This window comes from Paenibacillus sp. JT22N12 (assembly GCF_056269365.1).
The window spans coordinates 324,581-340,132 of record NZ_JBWDNU010000001.1 but is presented as its reverse complement, the minus strand read 5'-3'; the positions used below and the strand labels follow the sequence as shown (position 1 = coordinate 340,132).

The following is a 15,552-nucleotide window of genomic DNA, read 5'->3' as shown; positions in this document are numbered from 1 at the left end:
TTTATGGAGTAAAGCTAATAATAATATTTATAAGGAGCTGATTTATTATGAATAACAATAAAGTCCGCGTTGGTATTATTGGAGGATCCATAAATAATGGATGGGCTAAGGGGACACATATTCCTTCGATACAACAACTTCCAGAGCTTGAACTCGCTGCTGTAAGCACAAGCAGGATGGAAAGTGCTGAGGAGAGTGCCCGCGAATTCAATGCCGCTCATGCTTTTGCCAATGCAAACGATTTGTCGCAGCATTCCGATGTCGATATGGTGGTGGTCAGTGTGAAGGTCGGGGAACATTACGATGCTGTAAAATCAGCTGCGTCAGCCGGGAAACATGTGTATAGTGAATGGCCGTTGGGTGCCAGCACCGCCGAAGCGATTAAGATGCAGAAGTTAGCGGAGACGAGTCATATTCATAACACAATCGGTCTGCAAGCAAGACAAGCACCCGAAATCAATTATCTCAAGGATCTTATTGCGGAGGGATATGTCGGAAAGGTACTGTCGGTAAATTTGCGAGCTTACACAGAAGTCATGGGGGGATTTGGTTTTAGCTCCAGCAGATATGTTTTTGACAAAACGGCAGGCGGGAATCTATTAGCCATATATGGCGGACACTCCCATGATGCGCTCACCTATATACTAGGTGATTTCACAGAATTATCGGCCGCCCTGGAGAATCAGTACAAACAAGCCGAAGTAATCGGCACTGGTGAAATCGTGGAAAAAACATCGGATGATCAAATATTGATTCATGGCAAATTAAACAGCGGGGCCATGGCCAGCGCCCATATTCAAGGCGGGGTGAAACAACCGGGACTTTATTTGGAAGTTTATGGTGACAAAGGCATGCTTGTTCTTCAAAACGCAAAGGGCAGTATTCAAATGGGACCTTACAAACTGTCCGGTGCGCATCAGACCGAAGAAGAACCAAAAGCTTCGCTGAAGGAATTGACTGTCCCTGATTCCTATCGCTGGGTACCTGACGCAATCAATAACCAGGGGGGACCCGTCATAAATGTGGCGCAAGCGCTCAGAAAGTTTGCCAAAGATATTCAGGAAGGAACATTCCGGATGCCGACCTTTGCGGATGCTGTTAAAGTCCACCAGCTTCTGGATACGGTCGAAAAAGCAGCTGAATCCGGCGAACGCCAGTATTTATAAAAATTGATTCCTTATATTTGCGATGTCATTTTTCTCAAACAATCTGTATAGCTGCTCGGCCATAAATTGAGGGGGATGCGGCATTTTATGCTGTATCCACCACTCCACGATACCAACAAAAGCCGAAGCCATAAATTGGGCATTCAGTTCATTGTCTATATTAGATGGATGGTCTTGCGTTTCAAGTTTATTTTGAACGCTGGCTGATATAAAATGCAGCAGACGATCCCGGAATACGAAGGTTCTTCGATTCGCGAACAAGGCGGAGAAGAACTGAAAGTTCTCCTCGAAATAAACGAACACCGGCTTCAGATCGCTAAGCAGCACGGTTTCTTCCCGTTTTATATCGTGAAGGCTGCAAAAAGCGATCAGTTTGCTCAAATGGTCTTCAATGCATTTATTAAGCAGATCGTATTTGTCTTCGTAGTGCAGATAGACGGTTCCCCGGTTTACATTGGCCATTTCCGCGATTTCGTTGATGGTGATTTGTTCAAGTTCTTTTTCAGAAAAAAGATCAAGAAATGCCTTGTTGATGGCTTCCTTGGTCTTTACGATTCGTCTGTCTATTTTGGTCGCGCTCTCCATGCTTTGCCAGCCCCCTCCGATAATAAACGCATTCATCCTTGTTGTTGGATATGGAATAAAAGAATTCTTATTAGCGATTGAATTCCCATCACTTCTCTATATAATAATCAACAAGCGCCAAATAATCAACACACGTTGTAAATAGGGCCGGAGCGGGCCGGTTTTGTGATGCCAACTCACGCCGAGGAGCTTGGGGAATGTCCCGGAACACAAACAATGCCCTTCCTGCCTGCGGGGAGGCGAAAGGGCTGAAAAGTCTGCTTTCTCGGCATAAGTAGCTTTATTAACCTTTTGGCATTGCCGTGTACGGAGTTAAGTTTATCATATCTGCAGCTTCAACTAATAATTAATCTAATTAAATATTAATTCGATTAAATAAATGACAACTATATGCGATGAGTCTTGAAAGCCAACAGTTACGGAGTAAAAGCGAGCTTCATGAATTAATTAATGGCATTAACAAGATGCTGTTAAGAATAAATCTTACCTTTGATACAAAGGATAGTCGACAGTTGTTGGCAGTTCAATGGCGAACATCCGCACATTGCTATCCCGATCGGCCCGGAGCCCGATGCTCTTGTTATCACCCGCTGCTTCAATCACGCTGAAATCCTTATGATGGAACAAAACAGGTTCATTCTCCGGGTTCATATTCTCCCATGTTCCGTCGCCCCTGACTGCCAGCGCCGCCCAGGAATATCCCAAGGGAATTACATGCTGGTAGGCCTGGCCCTGTACGATTGTAATGTCCCACATCTTAACATCAGTGACCAGCTGAATCGGCGCTCCTTCACCGATCAACGTCTTCCGGCTGACGCCCTGTGCCGGCGCCGTCACCGGGAAATCTTCATTCCGGTAATCCCGATAGGTGGGTGTCCGTTTCATGGCTTCGCTCAGATAGGGCTCCAACCAGATCTGGAAACTTTCCGCATCGGGTCCCTGAACCTCCTCTTGGTGGGATACACCAGAACCGGTTTGCATAACCTGCACTCCGCCAGGACCGATCGTGCTCTTCGTTCCAAGCGTATCTCCATGCGTCAACTGACCGTTGATGACATAGGACATAATTTCGAATCCTCGATGCGGGTGCAGGCCGATCCCGCCTTTCTCTTTGGTATGAGCCCAGGACCAGTAGAATAGAGGACCGACGCGCTGCACGACAGAATTTTCCTGGGGAAAGCCGATCGGCTTCTGCACGCGTATATTGGTCCCGTCGAACCAGGAGTCGTCCTGCTGTTCCGGCGGATAAATTTTAATTGTCATCATGAATCATTCCTTTCGCAGAGAGATTATGCGCCGAGTCCAGACTGCCTGAGCAAATCGGCTCGCTCTCGGGGGCGCTCGTTATACCGCGATCATTTACCCTAATGTTAGGATAAAAATATCCTAACATTAGGGTAAATGAATGTCAAGACCAATGGTCTCGTGCGATCTATCCATTTGATGGCCGTTGGATACCTTGTCAGATGGTTGAAGCTGCAGAAGGATCCCAATTATAAAAGAAATGCAAAACCCCTTTCCATCAAAAAAAGCGGAAGGGGGTCTTTGATGTTTATAATAACGCCGGTTCGATGGGAGTCTGCAGTTCCGCCCGGCGCGTTTTGATTGCAAGCATCCTCGGGATTCCTTTCTTACTTGTCAAATAACTTCTCCAATGCTTCCCGCTGAGGCGGACGGATGCTTATAGCGGAACGGATGCTCTTGGCCTGCTGCTCTGCATCATCAATAGAATCGGCTAATCCCAGCTTAATTAATGTTCCGATCGCGACTGCACCCGTCCGGCCTTTACCTCCGCCGCAGTGGAAGCCGACCTTCTTCCCGCTGTTGTAAGCATCAAGGACGTGATTAATAGCTTGGTCAATCAGCTCGGATTGCGGGGTGTCGGAATGATCCCCGATCGGAACCTGGATTCTTGTAATATTCTTATACGGATAGTCGCCTTCAGCGGCTTCGGCGCGCAAATCAACAATGACCTCGCAATGCGCTTCCGAAATCATCTCTTCCGCATCTGCCGCCCCGCCGAAAAAGATTTGGTTTCCTACTAGGGCTTGATAATTTCCGGACATAGGTAACACTCCTCAAATATTGGATTTTCATATCACAACGTGATCGCTGACTTGGTTTGATTATTCGCCATTCAGGACAAATTTCTCGATTCGAGACTTTATGGCATCACGGACCGCACGGAATTGGTTCATGATTTCTTCTTCTGTACCGGTCGCTTTCGCAGGATCGTCGAAACCCCAGTGCCATTTCATAACATTAGGGTTGGAGATCACGGGACAATGCTCATCAGCATGTCCGCATAAGGTAATGACATAGGCAGCGCGGTTTAACGTTTCGGGATCAATGGTTTTCGACTTGTTAGCCGAGATGTCGACACCAGTCTCGGCCATGACAGTTACGGCGCGGGGATTCAAGCCATGTGCTTCCAAGCCTGCGCTTTTCACTTCATAAAGATGACCGCCGATAGCATTCAAAAATCCATCCGCCATCTGACTTCGGCATGAATTGCCTGTACAAAGGAAATAGACGAGTTTCTTATCCATGAATAAAATCCCCTTTAGCTATAATGGATTCAGCCCACGATTAATAACCAGAGATACAGGCTGATCAGCGTAATCAACAAGACGGGAAGCGTCAGAACAATGCCAACTTTGAAGTAATATCCCCAGCTTATTTTAACTCCCTTGGCAGACAATACATGGAGCCATAGAAGAGTTGCGAGGGATCCGATCGGTGTGATTTTGGGACCCAAATCGGAACCGATGACATTGGCATAGATGAACGCTTCCCTTACGACACCGGTGGTATCCGTTCCCTGGATAGCCAGAGCATCAATCATGACAGTGGGCAGGTTGTTCATAATGGAAGAGAGAATAGCGGCTATAAAACCGGCGCCAACCGTGGCAATGAACAATCCTTGATCTCCGGCCCAATCGAACACCGCTCCCAGCTCATCGGTAAGCCCGACATTCCGCAGCCCGTAAACGACAACGTACATGCCGATCGAGAATGCTACGACAGCCCAAGGAGCTCCCTTTACCAGGCTCCATGTATGAATTTCCTTGCTTTGTCTGGATAGAAAGAGAAAGACAATTGCTGCAGCACCTGCAATAATCGATACCGGCACATGGATGAATTCACTTGTCAAATAAGCAATCAGCAGCACAGCCAGGATTACCCAGGAAATCCGAAACATCTTGTAGTCTTTAATGGCTTCGCCTGGTTTCTTTAATTGATCAAGATCATAGCTCTTTGGAATGTTCCTCCCGAACATGAGGTACAGGACCAGCAGGCTCGAGGCGATAGCGAAGATGGTAGGCACAATCATTCGACCGGCATATTCGGCAAATCCGATACCGAAATAATCCGAGGATATAATATTCACCAGATTGCTTACCACAAGTGGCAGGGAAGCCGTATCCGAGATAAATCCGCTCGCCATAATGAAGGGCAGAATCATCCTTGAGTCAAACTTTAAGGCTCTCACCATGGCGAGGACAATCGGGGTCAGGATCAGCGCAGCTCCGTCATTGGCGAAAAATGCGGCGACCGCGGCTCCGAGCAGGATGACATAAACGAACATTAGTTTGCCGTTTCCTCTGGCAATACGGGCCATGTGCAGAGCAGCCCATTCAAAGAAGCCAATTTCATCGAGGATGAGCGAGATCAATATGATGGCGACAAACGTTAGCGTAGCATTCCAGACGATCTGGGTGACTTCCCATACATCGTAAAAGCTGACGACTCCGAAAAGCAGGGCAATAATGGCGCCTCCGCATGCGGACCAGCCGATATTGAGGCCTTTTGGCTGCCAAATGACAAAAATCAGGGTAATCAAGAATATGAGCGAAGCAATCGTCAGCATAAATCCTCCAGGTTCAGTCGCAGCTTTGCGTATTTAACGCATTTATTCTGTCTTTCATAGATGGGAGATGGGCCAGAAGATCATTCAGATAAGGCTTGTCAGCCAAATTCAATGAATAATAAACCCACTGCCGGCGTTTGGTTTCGTTAATGAGACCTCCTGTTTTCAATTTCTTCAGATGCTGGCTTACATTTGGCTGCGTGGTCTCGAGGATCTCCACAATATCGCAGACGCACAGTTCCTGTTCCCTGAGAAGGGTCAGGATGGTCAACCTGCTTTTATCCGAGAGCAGCTTGAGGGATTCCAGCATCTCTCCGACATTGGTCATCTCGTTCAACTCCTTTCAAGCACCTCACACATGAGCCCATCATAATTATACACACTCTAGTATATAAGTAAATGATTATATTAGTATCGAATAATATGAGTCACAGAATGATGGTAGTTGGCACTAAATCAAATTATTTTGATTTAGTGTTGAATTGGAAAATGTTTCGTGGTAGGATGAATACATCAAAATAATTTGATTAATGGAGAGTGGCGAATATGACCGAACTATTTTCTGCCGGGTTGCTGATGTTTCAGAATCACATATATGCGGCATGCTGCCAACCCATTTGCTGCTAAGGAGAATCGACATGATTAAAGAACTTCCCATAATCGTTTCAGAAGCAAAGACCCCTGATTTCACGCCGTATGAGAACAAATTCAAGGCTTTGGCTGACCAGAAAAGACTGCAAATCATGTATGAGCTTACCCAAAGAGGAAATACATGCGTCTGCGATCTGGTTGAGATCTTAAACATGCCGCAATCAAAGCTGTCCTATCATCTGAAGATCCTGCTGGATGCCGGATTAATTCTCCGCGAGACCAAAGGGACCTGGAGCTACTATGAGCTGAACCAGGAGGAAGTTAATAACTTGCTGTCTCCAGCGTTGTGCTGCATGTTCCGTAATGCTGATGCAACTAAAAGCGGGTGTTGTTAATTGAAACCAAAAGGAGCGAAAAAACATGAATCAGGTTCAAAACGATGAAATCCGCCAGCATGTCCGCAGCCGCTACAAACAAATCGCCTTGTACAACGAAAACGAATCTGACGCAGGCTGCTGCGCACCTGCAATCAGCTGCTGTGACACACCTGGTGATTTCAACGATGTCTCGTCGAAACTGGGTTATTCGAATGATGAGCTTACCAGCGTTCCCGAAGGGGCAAACCTGGGGCTTGGCTGCGGCAATCCGCAAGCGATCGCATCCTTGCAAGCGGGAGAAGTCGTGGTTGATTTGGGCAGCGGGGGCGGATTTGACAGCTTCCTTGCCGCAAAGCAGGTAGGCGATAGCGGAAAGGTCATCGGAGTGGATATGACGCCAGAGATGATCAGCCGGGCTCGTGGCAATGCCCTGAGAGGCGGGTATACGAATACAGAATTCCGGCTGGGCGAGATTGAGCATTTGCCCATTTCCGATGATAGCGTGAATGTAATCATCTCGAATTGCGTCATTAATCTCTCTCCCGATAAGCAGCAGGTGTTCAATGAGGCCATTCGTGTATTGAAACCAGGCGGACGGCTGGCCATTTCGGATATCGTGACGACTGCTGCACTGCCGGAAGAGATCAAACAGGATATGGACTCGTTGGCAGGGTGCATCTCTGGAGCCTCTTCTATTGATGAAATACAGACCATCCTTGAGAATAGCGGATTTGTTGATATCGTTATTGAGCCAAAAGACGAATCAAAGGCGTTCATTCGAAATTGGATTCCTGGCGCTCAGATAGATCAGTATATTGTGTCAGCCGTGATTAAGGCGGCTAAAGCATTATAGTAGAAGGCTAGTTAACGCATTTGTATATTTCATATTCAGCAGAAATCCGGGCTTAGTGACCGGGTTTCTTTTTTTAGTCAGGATTGTGCAGCAGTCATTTCTTCTTCGGCTTTTAATGAAGTGTTGAAAATACCGCTGCCGATACTTGAATTTATGGATTGCCCGGGAGCGAAAACGGATGATATAGTGAAGACGCTTCCCCATATTTTCATTTATGTTGAAGGGAGATTCCAATGAACCAAGAAAGTAAAGGCAAGACGTTTTTGAACTTTGCACACAGAGGGGCTTCCGGTTATTGTCCGGAGAACACGATGGCCGCCTTTGTAAAAGGGCTGGAGCTTGGAGCAAACGGCATCGAGACGGATGTTCAAATGACTGCTGACGGCAGGCTGGTGCTGATTCATGACGAAACGCTGGACCGGACGACGAACGGAGCAGGCAGGGTCATGGACCTCAGCTGGGACGAAATCAGAACAAAGGACGCCGGTTCATGGTTCGGATCTGAGTTTCACGGTTCGTCTGTACCTGTCATTGAAGAACTGTTCGAGCTTGCGAAGGACAGGGATGTCATATTGAATGTGGAGCTGAAGAACAGCCTGTATCCCTATCCCGGGATGGAGGAAGCCTTGGTTCGCAGCATCAGGGAATTTGGACTGGAGAGCCAGGTTATTGTTTCCAGTTTCAATCATTATTCGCTGGCCCACTTCAAGAAGCTGGCTCCGGATATGAGAACCGCTATTTTATATTCGGCAATTCTCCATGAACCCTGGACTTATGCGGCTTCGATCGGCGCTGATGCGCTTCATCCGCCATATCGTGCGGTAACCGCAGACTGGGTAAAAGAAGCAAGCAAACGCGGAACTGTCTATCATCCATACACTGTCAACGATATAGCGACGATGCGGACGCTGATCGATATGGGCGTTGCCGGCATCATTACGGATTATCCGGACCGGCTGGCCGCTCTGATCGGCGGCGGGACGGGAACCGGTGTGCGCTAAGCAGATACATGCCGATTCACGTTCTTTATTTTATCCAATTTCTTTCTTAAGTTTATGGAGTTCTTTGCCCTCGCATCGTCTGTATAATGGACGGTACGAGGGACTCAAATCGAAGACAAGAAATTCATATTGCAGGATTTTAATGTAAATTTCAAGATGATGGAAATATGCAAAATATCAAGTTTGTCCAGTTTATTGTCGGAATGATCCATTGAGATCGCTTACATATTACGGCATAATTAGAGCAGGCAAGAGACCAGACCGGAAAGGGATGATGAATGTGCGTAAAATAAAAGCAGGTGTGATCGGTGCAGGTGTCATCAGCAATATTTATCTCAAAAATCTGACCGGCATGTTCAGCAATATCGTGGAAGTCAAAGCCGTCGCCGATCTGGTGCAGGAGCTTGCGCGCAAGCGCGCGGACGAGTACAACATTCCTCATGTTTACACGGTTGACGAGCTGTTGGCGGATTCCGAAATCGAAATCGTCCTTAATTTGACAGCTCCTGTCGCGCACGCGCCGCTTAATCTCAGAGCGCTGGAAGCCGGAAAGCATGTCTATACGGAAAAGCCTTTTGCACTGAACCGGGAGGATGCCGATCAGGTGCTGGCCCTGGCCCAGCAGAAAGGGCTGCTCGTCGGCTGCGCGCCGGATACCTTTCTTGGAGCAGGCATCCAGACCTGCATCAAGCTGATCGACGACGGTTGGATCGGTACGCCATATTCGGCCAATGGCACCATCATCATGGGAAATTCCTCAGGAGGGATGCATCCGAATTTCCAGAATTTCCTGAAGCTCGGCGGCGATCCCATCATGGATATGGGCCCCTATTATTTGACCGCACTCATTGCACTCCTGGGTCCAGTGCGCCGCGTCACAGGCTCCGCGCAGCAGCTGAACGGGGAAATAACCATCCTCAACCCGCAATCCCACGCGTTCGGCCAGACTTTCCCGCTTGAGGCGCCAACGAATGTACACGCTGTTCTCGACTTCGCAAGCGGCGCTGTGGCAAGCCTCCAGGCAGCCAAAGAAAGCTTCGGCTATTCGCCGCGGCTTGAAGTATTCGGGACCGATGGCAATCTGATTGTGCCCGATCCCAACTTCTTCGGCGGCGCTGTTTTCATCAAGTTTCCCAGCGGCGAGACGAAGGAAATCCCGCATTCGCATGCCTACGCGGAGGAAGGCCGCGGCATGGGCGTCGCCGATATGGCTTATGCCATCCAGTCCGGCCGCGCCAACCGCGCCAGCGGACAGCTGGCGCGTCATGTTCTGGACATTTCGCTCGGTATTTTCGAGGCTTCCTCATCAGAGAAGCATGTTCATCTTCAATCGACGGTGGACCGTCCAAAGCCGCTGCCGCTCGGCTTGAAGTACAACACTCTCGACGCCTGAGGCCGATTACGGAGAAATACTGCAGATGGCCGATTCCACAGAGCACGGCAAGCAATCCGTAACCATTCCGCAACCATTCGCATTCCGCTGCAAAAATAGAGAGGACAGGTGAATCCCGTTATGAAGAAATTTCCGGTTGCCGTTCAACCGTACACCATTCGCGAGGCGCTGTCACAGGACTATGCCGGCGCGCTGGAGAAAGTCGCCGAAATCGGCTACAAGGGCATTGAGCTCGGCCGTCCGCCGGAAGGCATGACCATTGCTCAGCAGAAGGCGCTGCTGGACCGTCTGGGTCTGAAGGTCGTCGGTACCCACGCAGGGTTCGATACGCTGGAATTCGACACTGACCGGATCGCCGACTATCTGGAAGAAGTTGATGGCGGCAAATTCGTCGCGATTTCGATGAAGTTCGATTCCAGGGAAGACCTGCTGGAGAAAGCGAAGAAGATGAACCGGATTGGCGAATTGTTCAAAAAAAGAGGCATCACCTTCCTATATCATAATCATAACTGGGAATTTGAGAAATTCGACGGCGAATACGCGCTGGATATTCTCCTGAGCGAGACTGATCCGGAGCTTGTGCAGACGGAACTGGATACATTCTGGATCAAGAAGGGCGGAGAGGATCCCGTCACCTATCTCAGCAAGCTCAAGGGCCGTGCGCCAATGCTGCATATTAAGGATGTGGAAGCGGGAGAGGAGCAATTTTTCGCGGAGATCGGCGAAGGCATTCTCGATTTTCCGGCGATTGCCAGGGTTGCCGAAGAGATCGGTGTTCAGTGGATGGTCGTAGAGCAGGACCTGAGCCGCCGCGATCCGTTCGACAGCCTTCGCATCAGCTATGCCAATCTGAAGAAGCTTGGCTTCATGGAGCAATAAGGGAAAGGTAGGGGGATCCTTCATGAACCTTCCGGACGTCACTGACAGCCGGCTGCCATATGTTTGCCTGCCTTCGATCCATGTCGCCGGCGATGTTGTCAAGAAAGCCGGAACGGGACTCGGGCCGCGTGAAATTCATGATTACGAGCTGCTGTATTTTCCCGACGGGTCCAAAAGCATGTATCATATCGGGGACAAAGCCTTTATGCTGAAGGAGCCCTGCTTCATCATCACCCGTCCGGGCGAGCATCATCGTTATGAATACGATCCTTACCAGCATTCGCGGCATATGTTTATTCATTTCGGCTTCGAACGGATTCCCGATATGATCCCCCCTCTGGAGATCATGCAGCCGGGCGGTCCTTCCTGCATCCCGATCGACAGCGACCTGCTGGTCGGCATGATGAAGCAGATTCTGTATATTTCCTATTCGTTTCCCGAAAAGCTTCAGCAGCGGGGAAGCTCTCTGCTGCTCGCGCTGATTGAGGAGATCAACGGCCATATCGTTGATAAGCCGCACGCTTCGCAATCAAGCCGCATTCCGCCGCAGATTGTAAAGGCGCTTGATTTCATTGAGAAGCATATGGAACAGCCGCTGTCAGTCGAGAAGATTGCCAATAAAGTGGGCTGGACGCATGAGCATTTTTCCCGTTCGTTCGTCCGCTTTATGGGCCGTACGCCGCGCGAAGCGATTATCCAGCGGCGGATCGAGCGCGCCTGCCAGCTGCTGCTCTATGAGGAGCAGAGCGTCAAGCATGTTGCGTACGCGGTCGGCTTCGCCGATGAGAATTATTTCTCCCGCGTATTCAAGACGGTGAAGGGCATTACGGCGACGAAGTACAGAAAGAAATATTACAACCCCATCTATCATGATCTTGTTCCCGTCAACGAGGGCGATTCGCTGTATCCGCCGAACCGGATTCTGTATAATGCGGGAGCAAATTGAAATATGAACGATTGAATTAAGGCAGTTTCAGGCTGTCTGCGCGGTATGCGATGTGTTGGAAGCTCTGACCCCGCGGGGTGTCAGAGCTTCCGATGTTTTGATCACTAATTCAGCAGAAAATAAGGAGGCTTCCACATGTCATTTCCATTCAAAACATCCTTGAATATGTCGACGTTATTTCCTTTCAAACTTGACGTCATTCAGCAGATCGACGTCGCCGCCGAAGCTGGCTATGAAGGCATCGAGCTGTGGGTCCGCGATATCGACGCTTACCTTGCGGCTGGCGGATCACTGAACAAATTGCGTCAGCGCATCGAACAATCCGGCCTCACTTTCGCCAATGCCATCGCGTTCTGGAAGTGGGCGGACTCTGTCGCAGCGGAACGTGAGCAGGGCTTCGAGCATGCGAAGCGTGAGCTTGAGCTGCTCGCCGAGCTCGGCTGCGTCGCCGCTGCAGCGCCGCCTTTCGGCAATGTGGCGTCCATGACGCTGGGCGAAATCGCGGAACAGTTCGCCAAGCTTGCGGCTATCGCCCGCAGTATAGGGGTAGAGCCTTATCTGGAATTCTGGGGCCGGGCGCAAAAGCTGTCGCGGCTAAGTGAAGCGGTATATGTCGCGATGGAGAGCGGTGTGCAGGACGCCAAAATCCTCCTTGATCCCTTCCACATGTACACGGGCGGCAGTGCAACAGGGTGGATCGGTTCCCTGAGCGGGGACAGTATCGGCATCGTTCATGTCAACGATTATCCAGTCGAGCCGTCGCGTGACCTGATTGCCGACAGCCATCGCGTATTCCCGGGGGAGGGGATTGCCCCCTCCGCCAATCTTGCGAAGCTGCTGCATGCAGCGGGATACAGCGGATTCCTGTCGCTGGAGCTTTTCATCGAAGACTTCGGCAGCCTGTCTGCGCTGGAAGTCGCGAAGCAGGGACTCGCCAAAGTGAAATCCGTCTATAGCCTGTAACGGCCAGCAACCATCTGGAAGAAGGAGATATATATGGTCACCAAAACCGTTGCCAGGCTGTCTCTGTTCACGATTACGTGGCCGATCTTCGTGGAATCGGCTCTGCAGATGCTGCTGCGGATTTCGGACACCTTTATGCTCAGCAAGGTGTCAGATGACGCTGTGGCATCGGTCGGAGTCGCCAATCAGATCATCATGTTCGCCGTCCTGATGTTCAATGTGATTGCCGTCGGCTCCGCCGTCGTCATCACGCAATATCTGGGGGCCAAACGATATTCAGAGATCGGCAGACTCGTCTCATCCTCGATCGCGATCAACTTCCTGTTCGGTCTTGTGGTCAGTGTGCTGGTTGTCGGCTTTAGCGGCATATTGCTTGATATTTTCGGTCTAACGCCGGATTTGTTCCGGCAGGCGCAGCATTTTCTCTACATTGCCGGCGGCGCTCTGGTCGTGCAAGGGGTGCTGACGGCCGTCATCGCTATCATTCAAGCGCATGGGTTCACTCGGCAGACGATGATGGTTACAATTGGCATGAACATACTCAATGTATGCGGCAACTATCTCGTCATCTACGGGCCGTTCGGCTTCCCCAAGCTGGGCGTGGCAGGCGTGGCGATGTCGACGACGATTGCACAGCTGGTCGGGCTACTCGTCAACCTGCTCATTCTTCGCAAGGTCGTTGGCGCCCAGATACAATGGTCGCATCTGCTGCATTGGAAGCGGGAGCATGTGAACAAGGTGCTGCGAGTCGGTTTGCCTTCATCTGCCGTCAATTGCTCCTATTCCGCAAGCCAGTTTGTGACGACGGCATTCATCTCGTCGCTTGGAGCGACGGCGCTCACAACCCGTGTATATACCCAGAACATCATGTTCATTATCATGGTGCTGGCGATTTCCATTGGACGGGGCGGGCAAATCATTATCGGACATCTGATAGGTGCGGGCGAGAGCGAGACGGCTTACCGCCAGGTATTCCGCAATTTGTGGTCAAGCATGCTGATCACACTCGCCGCCGTTGCCCTGATCAGTCCGTTCCGCAAAGAGCTTATGGGGCTGTTCACACATGAGGCATCCATTATTCAGATTGGCGCATCGCTGCTGCTGCTCGGCTTTATTCTGGAGCCGGGCCGCAATTTCAACATTATCATTGAGCGGTCGCTGCAGGCAGCAGGCGATGCGCGTTTTGCCATGGTGGCGTCCATCTCGGTATCGTGGCTGTTCAGCATGCCTGTTGTTTATTTGCTCGGGATACATATGGGGTACGGTTTGATCGGGATCTGGTCTGCCTTCATCATCGACGAATGGATGCGGGGCATCATCCTCTACCTGCGCTGGCGAAGCAGGGCTTGGCAGAAGAAATCACTGCTGCAGATGGATGAGAGGGAGCCTGCCGTTCGAGCGGCAGATGCTTAGCCCGCGAGCACGGGCAGCCGGGATTATTTTTTTTTGGTTAAGCAAGAAGAAGCGCCTGTCGCCGTCCTCTGGTGACACGGCAAGATTTTTTGTCTCAGAAATATAAGCACGCATGGAAATTTATACTTTCTATAGTTGAACAAAAACCGCATGGGATCAGGGATTTTTTGGGTTTTTTAAAAATTTCTTGACATATAGAAATACTTTCAATTATCATTGGCTTCAACAAACCAAACGGATAGAGGGAGTGAGAACGGTATGTGGAACCGATACGGCATAGAACAGCATCAGAACATTCAGCCGAACGGATGCGGGCAATTTAAGCAGCCCTTATTCCGGCATATCGCGATCCCGACCTCCCTATATAAGCGGAAGTTTAACGAGGTGTAGCTGCCTCCGGTTTGACACGCCAGAGGGCCGCCAGGATCGTTCAACAGACGATCCCGGCGGCCCTTTTTATGTTCGGAGACGAACTCGAGAACATAATTATAATATTGAAAAATAAGGGTTGAAAGTAAAAAATATCCTGTGATAAGATCGGTCACAAGAAAAGAAGAAGGAGGGGAACAAGCATGAATGCCTACGGGATCAAGATTCATCCGGATAACCGGAACCAGCAGTTTTCTGAGGAAAATATCAATCCGTTCGAGCAAGGGTTCAGTATATCCCAATTTTACAGATTTGCCTTTTACGCTGCAATTCTTAGAAATCTTTCGTTTCATGAGGTTGTCCCGCTTCATTTCAGCCGTGGATGATACTCTCGTGACAACAAGATATCTTTAAGCGTAAAGGCTGCTCTCCAAGGTGGCCTTTCTTCATGCCCAGATGAAGAAAGGAGCGTTGAAGGTAGCTTTTTATTATACCCTTATGAACGAACAAATGTTCTTCTATCGGTATAAAGTCATGAGAAGTTTACGCGGAGAGTGGAAGCCCGGAATTAAAGCTTCATTCCGGATCCATCGTCCATGGAGACCATGGTGAAATGGCAACACGACGGTTTGTGGCACCGTTAATTGCGGGTTCGATTCCCGCTGGTCTCCCCAATCTTTCATACGGATGGGAAATGATCAGATAGGCTGACGCTTCAAAACGGCGGCTGACAGATTTGCGGGTCATGTCCGCTCCTATCCTCCATCGGGGCATAGCTCAGTTTGGTAGAGCGCGTATGTAGGGAGTACGCGGCCGCAGGTTCAAGTCCTGCTGCTCCGACCATTCTTTATCCGTCACGAATCATATTGCTCCTTAGCCAAGTGGCAAGGCAACGGTCTTTGACACCGTGATCCTTGGTTCGATTCCAAGAGGGGCAGCCAACTTTCAGTTGGCAAGCGCGGGTTCGAATACAGTTCTCCCGTGCGAAGCAGAGTGCAGGTGGACAGACAGTCACCCTGCATCATAGATGGTTAAATTCCATCCCTCTGCACCAATTACATAAACCCGCTTACCCTTGTATCTGTAAAAAAACGCATAGGTTCGGAGGCTTCGTCATACCATATGGGTGTAGCAAAGGCGGTAAC

Annotated in this window: 16 protein-coding genes, 3 tRNA genes and 1 pseudogene; 13 read left to right on the top strand and 7 right to left on the bottom strand. The window is 49.7% G+C overall.

The annotated features are described in order from the left end of the window. Positions 1–47: 47 nt before the first annotated feature. The gene (locus tag AC0YOA_RS01375; RefSeq protein WP_475785077.1) at positions 48–1,166 is read left to right on the top strand and encodes a Gfo/Idh/MocA family protein; all 1,119 of its coding nucleotides are present in this window, start codon (positions 48–50) and stop codon (positions 1,164–1,166) included. Here AC0YOA_RS01375 and AC0YOA_RS01370 read toward each other — a convergent pair. Next, positions 1,161–1,751, bottom strand: a complete 591-nt coding sequence (locus AC0YOA_RS01370) for a TetR/AcrR family transcriptional regulator (RefSeq protein ID WP_475785076.1) — start codon at positions 1,749–1,751, stop codon at positions 1,161–1,163. The genes AC0YOA_RS01375 and AC0YOA_RS01370 overlap by 6 nt on opposite strands. Positions 1,752–1,921: 170 nt before the next feature. On the opposite strand from AC0YOA_RS01370, the pseudogene AC0YOA_RS01365 reads away from it, so the two are divergent. Further along, positions 1,922–2,029: pseudogene (locus AC0YOA_RS01365) on the top strand (group II intron maturase-specific domain-containing protein); the annotation flags it as partial. 205 nt (positions 2,030–2,234) lie between these two features. On the opposite strand, the gene AC0YOA_RS01360 reads toward AC0YOA_RS01365, so the two are convergent. The 5 genes from AC0YOA_RS01360 to AC0YOA_RS01340 form a co-directional block, all read right to left on the bottom strand. Beyond that, on the bottom strand, positions 2,235–3,017 hold the full coding sequence (locus AC0YOA_RS01360; protein WP_475785075.1) for a pirin family protein: 783 nt from the start codon (positions 3,015–3,017) through the stop codon (positions 2,235–2,237). A 365-nt stretch (positions 3,018–3,382) separates the two neighbouring features. After that, positions 3,383–3,817, bottom strand: coding sequence for a protein-tyrosine phosphatase family protein (locus AC0YOA_RS01355; RefSeq protein ID WP_475785074.1), 435 nt, complete (start codon positions 3,815–3,817; stop codon positions 3,383–3,385). A 60-nt stretch (positions 3,818–3,877) separates the two neighbouring features. Further along, positions 3,878–4,300: an arsenate reductase (thioredoxin) gene (gene arsC, locus AC0YOA_RS01350; RefSeq protein WP_210045336.1), complete on the bottom strand. Its 423-nt coding sequence runs from the start codon at positions 4,298–4,300 to the stop codon at positions 3,878–3,880. Between the two features lie 29 nt (positions 4,301–4,329). Continuing rightward, complete coding sequence (locus AC0YOA_RS01345; RefSeq protein WP_475785073.1) at positions 4,330–5,622, bottom strand: arsenic transporter; 1,293 nt, start codon at positions 5,620–5,622, stop codon at positions 4,330–4,332. 13 nt (positions 5,623–5,635) lie between these two features. Beyond that, complete coding sequence (locus AC0YOA_RS01340) at positions 5,636–5,950, bottom strand: ArsR/SmtB family transcription factor (protein ID WP_210045335.1); 315 nt, start codon at positions 5,948–5,950, stop codon at positions 5,636–5,638. A gap of 310 nt (positions 5,951–6,260) precedes the next feature. On the opposite strand from AC0YOA_RS01340, the gene AC0YOA_RS01335 reads away from it, so the two are divergent. From AC0YOA_RS01335 to AC0YOA_RS01300, 8 genes are all read left to right on the top strand, one after another. Next, complete coding sequence (locus AC0YOA_RS01335) at positions 6,261–6,608, top strand: ArsR/SmtB family transcription factor (protein WP_475785072.1); 348 nt, start codon at positions 6,261–6,263, stop codon at positions 6,606–6,608. A 25-nt stretch (positions 6,609–6,633) separates the two neighbouring features. Beyond that, the gene (locus tag AC0YOA_RS01330) at positions 6,634–7,443 is read left to right on the top strand and encodes an arsenite methyltransferase (RefSeq protein WP_475785071.1); all 810 of its coding nucleotides are present in this window, start codon (positions 6,634–6,636) and stop codon (positions 7,441–7,443) included. Positions 7,444–7,676: 233 nt separating this feature from the next. Then, positions 7,677–8,444 (top strand): glycerophosphodiester phosphodiesterase, encoded by a 768-nt coding sequence (locus AC0YOA_RS01325; protein WP_475785070.1) that lies wholly within the window; start codon positions 7,677–7,679, stop codon positions 8,442–8,444. A 280-nt stretch (positions 8,445–8,724) separates the two neighbouring features. Next, on the top strand, positions 8,725–9,837 hold the full coding sequence (locus tag AC0YOA_RS01320) for a Gfo/Idh/MocA family protein (RefSeq protein ID WP_475785069.1): 1,113 nt from the start codon (positions 8,725–8,727) through the stop codon (positions 9,835–9,837). Positions 9,838–9,957: 120 nt separating this feature from the next. Beyond that, entirely contained in the window at positions 9,958–10,716 is a 759-nt protein-coding gene (locus tag AC0YOA_RS01315) for a sugar phosphate isomerase/epimerase family protein (RefSeq protein ID WP_475785068.1), read from the top strand. Between the two features lie 22 nt (positions 10,717–10,738). Next, the gene (locus AC0YOA_RS01310; RefSeq protein ID WP_475785067.1) at positions 10,739–11,662 is read left to right on the top strand and encodes a helix-turn-helix domain-containing protein; all 924 of its coding nucleotides are present in this window, start codon (positions 10,739–10,741) and stop codon (positions 11,660–11,662) included. Positions 11,663–11,797: 135 nt separating this feature from the next. Beyond that, positions 11,798–12,625 carry a sugar phosphate isomerase/epimerase family protein gene (locus AC0YOA_RS01305; protein ID WP_475785066.1) on the top strand — a complete coding sequence of 276 codons (828 nt, stop codon included), beginning with the start codon at positions 11,798–11,800 and terminating at the stop codon, positions 12,623–12,625. Positions 12,626–12,658: 33 nt separating this feature from the next. Continuing rightward, positions 12,659–14,038, top strand: coding sequence for an MATE family efflux transporter (locus AC0YOA_RS01300; RefSeq protein WP_475785065.1), 1,380 nt, complete (start codon positions 12,659–12,661; stop codon positions 14,036–14,038). A 296-nt stretch (positions 14,039–14,334) separates the two neighbouring features. On the opposite strand, the gene AC0YOA_RS01295 is transcribed toward AC0YOA_RS01300, so the two are convergent. Beyond that, positions 14,335–14,760 (bottom strand): hypothetical protein, encoded by a 426-nt coding sequence (locus AC0YOA_RS01295; protein ID WP_475785064.1) that lies wholly within the window; start codon positions 14,758–14,760, stop codon positions 14,335–14,337. A 246-nt stretch (positions 14,761–15,006) separates the two neighbouring features. Here AC0YOA_RS01295 and AC0YOA_RS01290 point away from each other — a divergent pair. The 3 genes from AC0YOA_RS01290 (at position 15,007) to AC0YOA_RS01280 (ending at position 15,348) form a co-directional block, all read left to right on the top strand. Next, positions 15,007–15,081, top strand: a tRNA-His gene (locus tag AC0YOA_RS01290). A 92-nt stretch (positions 15,082–15,173) separates the two neighbouring features. Further along, a tRNA-Pro gene (locus AC0YOA_RS01285) sits at positions 15,174–15,250 on the top strand. Between the two features lie 24 nt (positions 15,251–15,274). Further along, a tRNA-Gln gene (locus tag AC0YOA_RS01280) sits at positions 15,275–15,348 on the top strand. Positions 15,349–15,552 lie beyond the last annotated feature (204 nt).

Excerpts from the sequence above, each read along its gene's own strand:
- AC0YOA_RS01375 (WP_475785077.1), top strand. The coding sequence starts at position 48 with ATGAATAACAATAAAGTCCGCGTTGGTATTATTGGAGGATCCATAAAT.
- AC0YOA_RS01370 (WP_475785076.1), bottom strand. The coding sequence starts at position 1,751 with ATGGAGAGCGCGACCAAAATAGACAGACGAATCGTAAAGACCAAGGAA.
- AC0YOA_RS01360 (WP_475785075.1), bottom strand. The coding sequence starts at position 3,017 with ATGATGACAATTAAAATTTATCCGCCGGAACAGCAGGACGACTCCTGG.
- AC0YOA_RS01355 (WP_475785074.1), bottom strand. The coding sequence starts at position 3,817 with ATGTCCGGAAATTATCAAGCCCTAGTAGGAAACCAAATCTTTTTCGGC.
- arsC (WP_210045336.1), bottom strand. The coding sequence starts at position 4,300 with ATGGATAAGAAACTCGTCTATTTCCTTTGTACAGGCAATTCATGCCGA.
- AC0YOA_RS01345 (WP_475785073.1), bottom strand. The coding sequence starts at position 5,622 with ATGCTGACGATTGCTTCGCTCATATTCTTGATTACCCTGATTTTTGTC.
- AC0YOA_RS01340 (WP_210045335.1), bottom strand. The coding sequence starts at position 5,950 with ATGACCAATGTCGGAGAGATGCTGGAATCCCTCAAGCTGCTCTCGGAT.
- AC0YOA_RS01335 (WP_475785072.1), top strand. The coding sequence starts at position 6,261 with ATGATTAAAGAACTTCCCATAATCGTTTCAGAAGCAAAGACCCCTGAT.
- AC0YOA_RS01330 (WP_475785071.1), top strand. The coding sequence starts at position 6,634 with ATGAATCAGGTTCAAAACGATGAAATCCGCCAGCATGTCCGCAGCCGC.
- AC0YOA_RS01325 (WP_475785070.1), top strand. The coding sequence starts at position 7,677 with ATGAACCAAGAAAGTAAAGGCAAGACGTTTTTGAACTTTGCACACAGA.
- AC0YOA_RS01315 (WP_475785068.1), top strand. The coding sequence starts at position 9,958 with ATGAAGAAATTTCCGGTTGCCGTTCAACCGTACACCATTCGCGAGGCG.
- AC0YOA_RS01310 (WP_475785067.1), top strand. The coding sequence starts at position 10,739 with ATGAACCTTCCGGACGTCACTGACAGCCGGCTGCCATATGTTTGCCTG.
- AC0YOA_RS01305 (WP_475785066.1), top strand. The coding sequence starts at position 11,798 with ATGTCATTTCCATTCAAAACATCCTTGAATATGTCGACGTTATTTCCT.
- AC0YOA_RS01300 (WP_475785065.1), top strand. The coding sequence starts at position 12,659 with ATGGTCACCAAAACCGTTGCCAGGCTGTCTCTGTTCACGATTACGTGG.
- AC0YOA_RS01295 (WP_475785064.1), bottom strand. The coding sequence starts at position 14,760 with ATGAAACGAAAGATTTCTAAGAATTGCAGCGTAAAAGGCAAATCTGTA.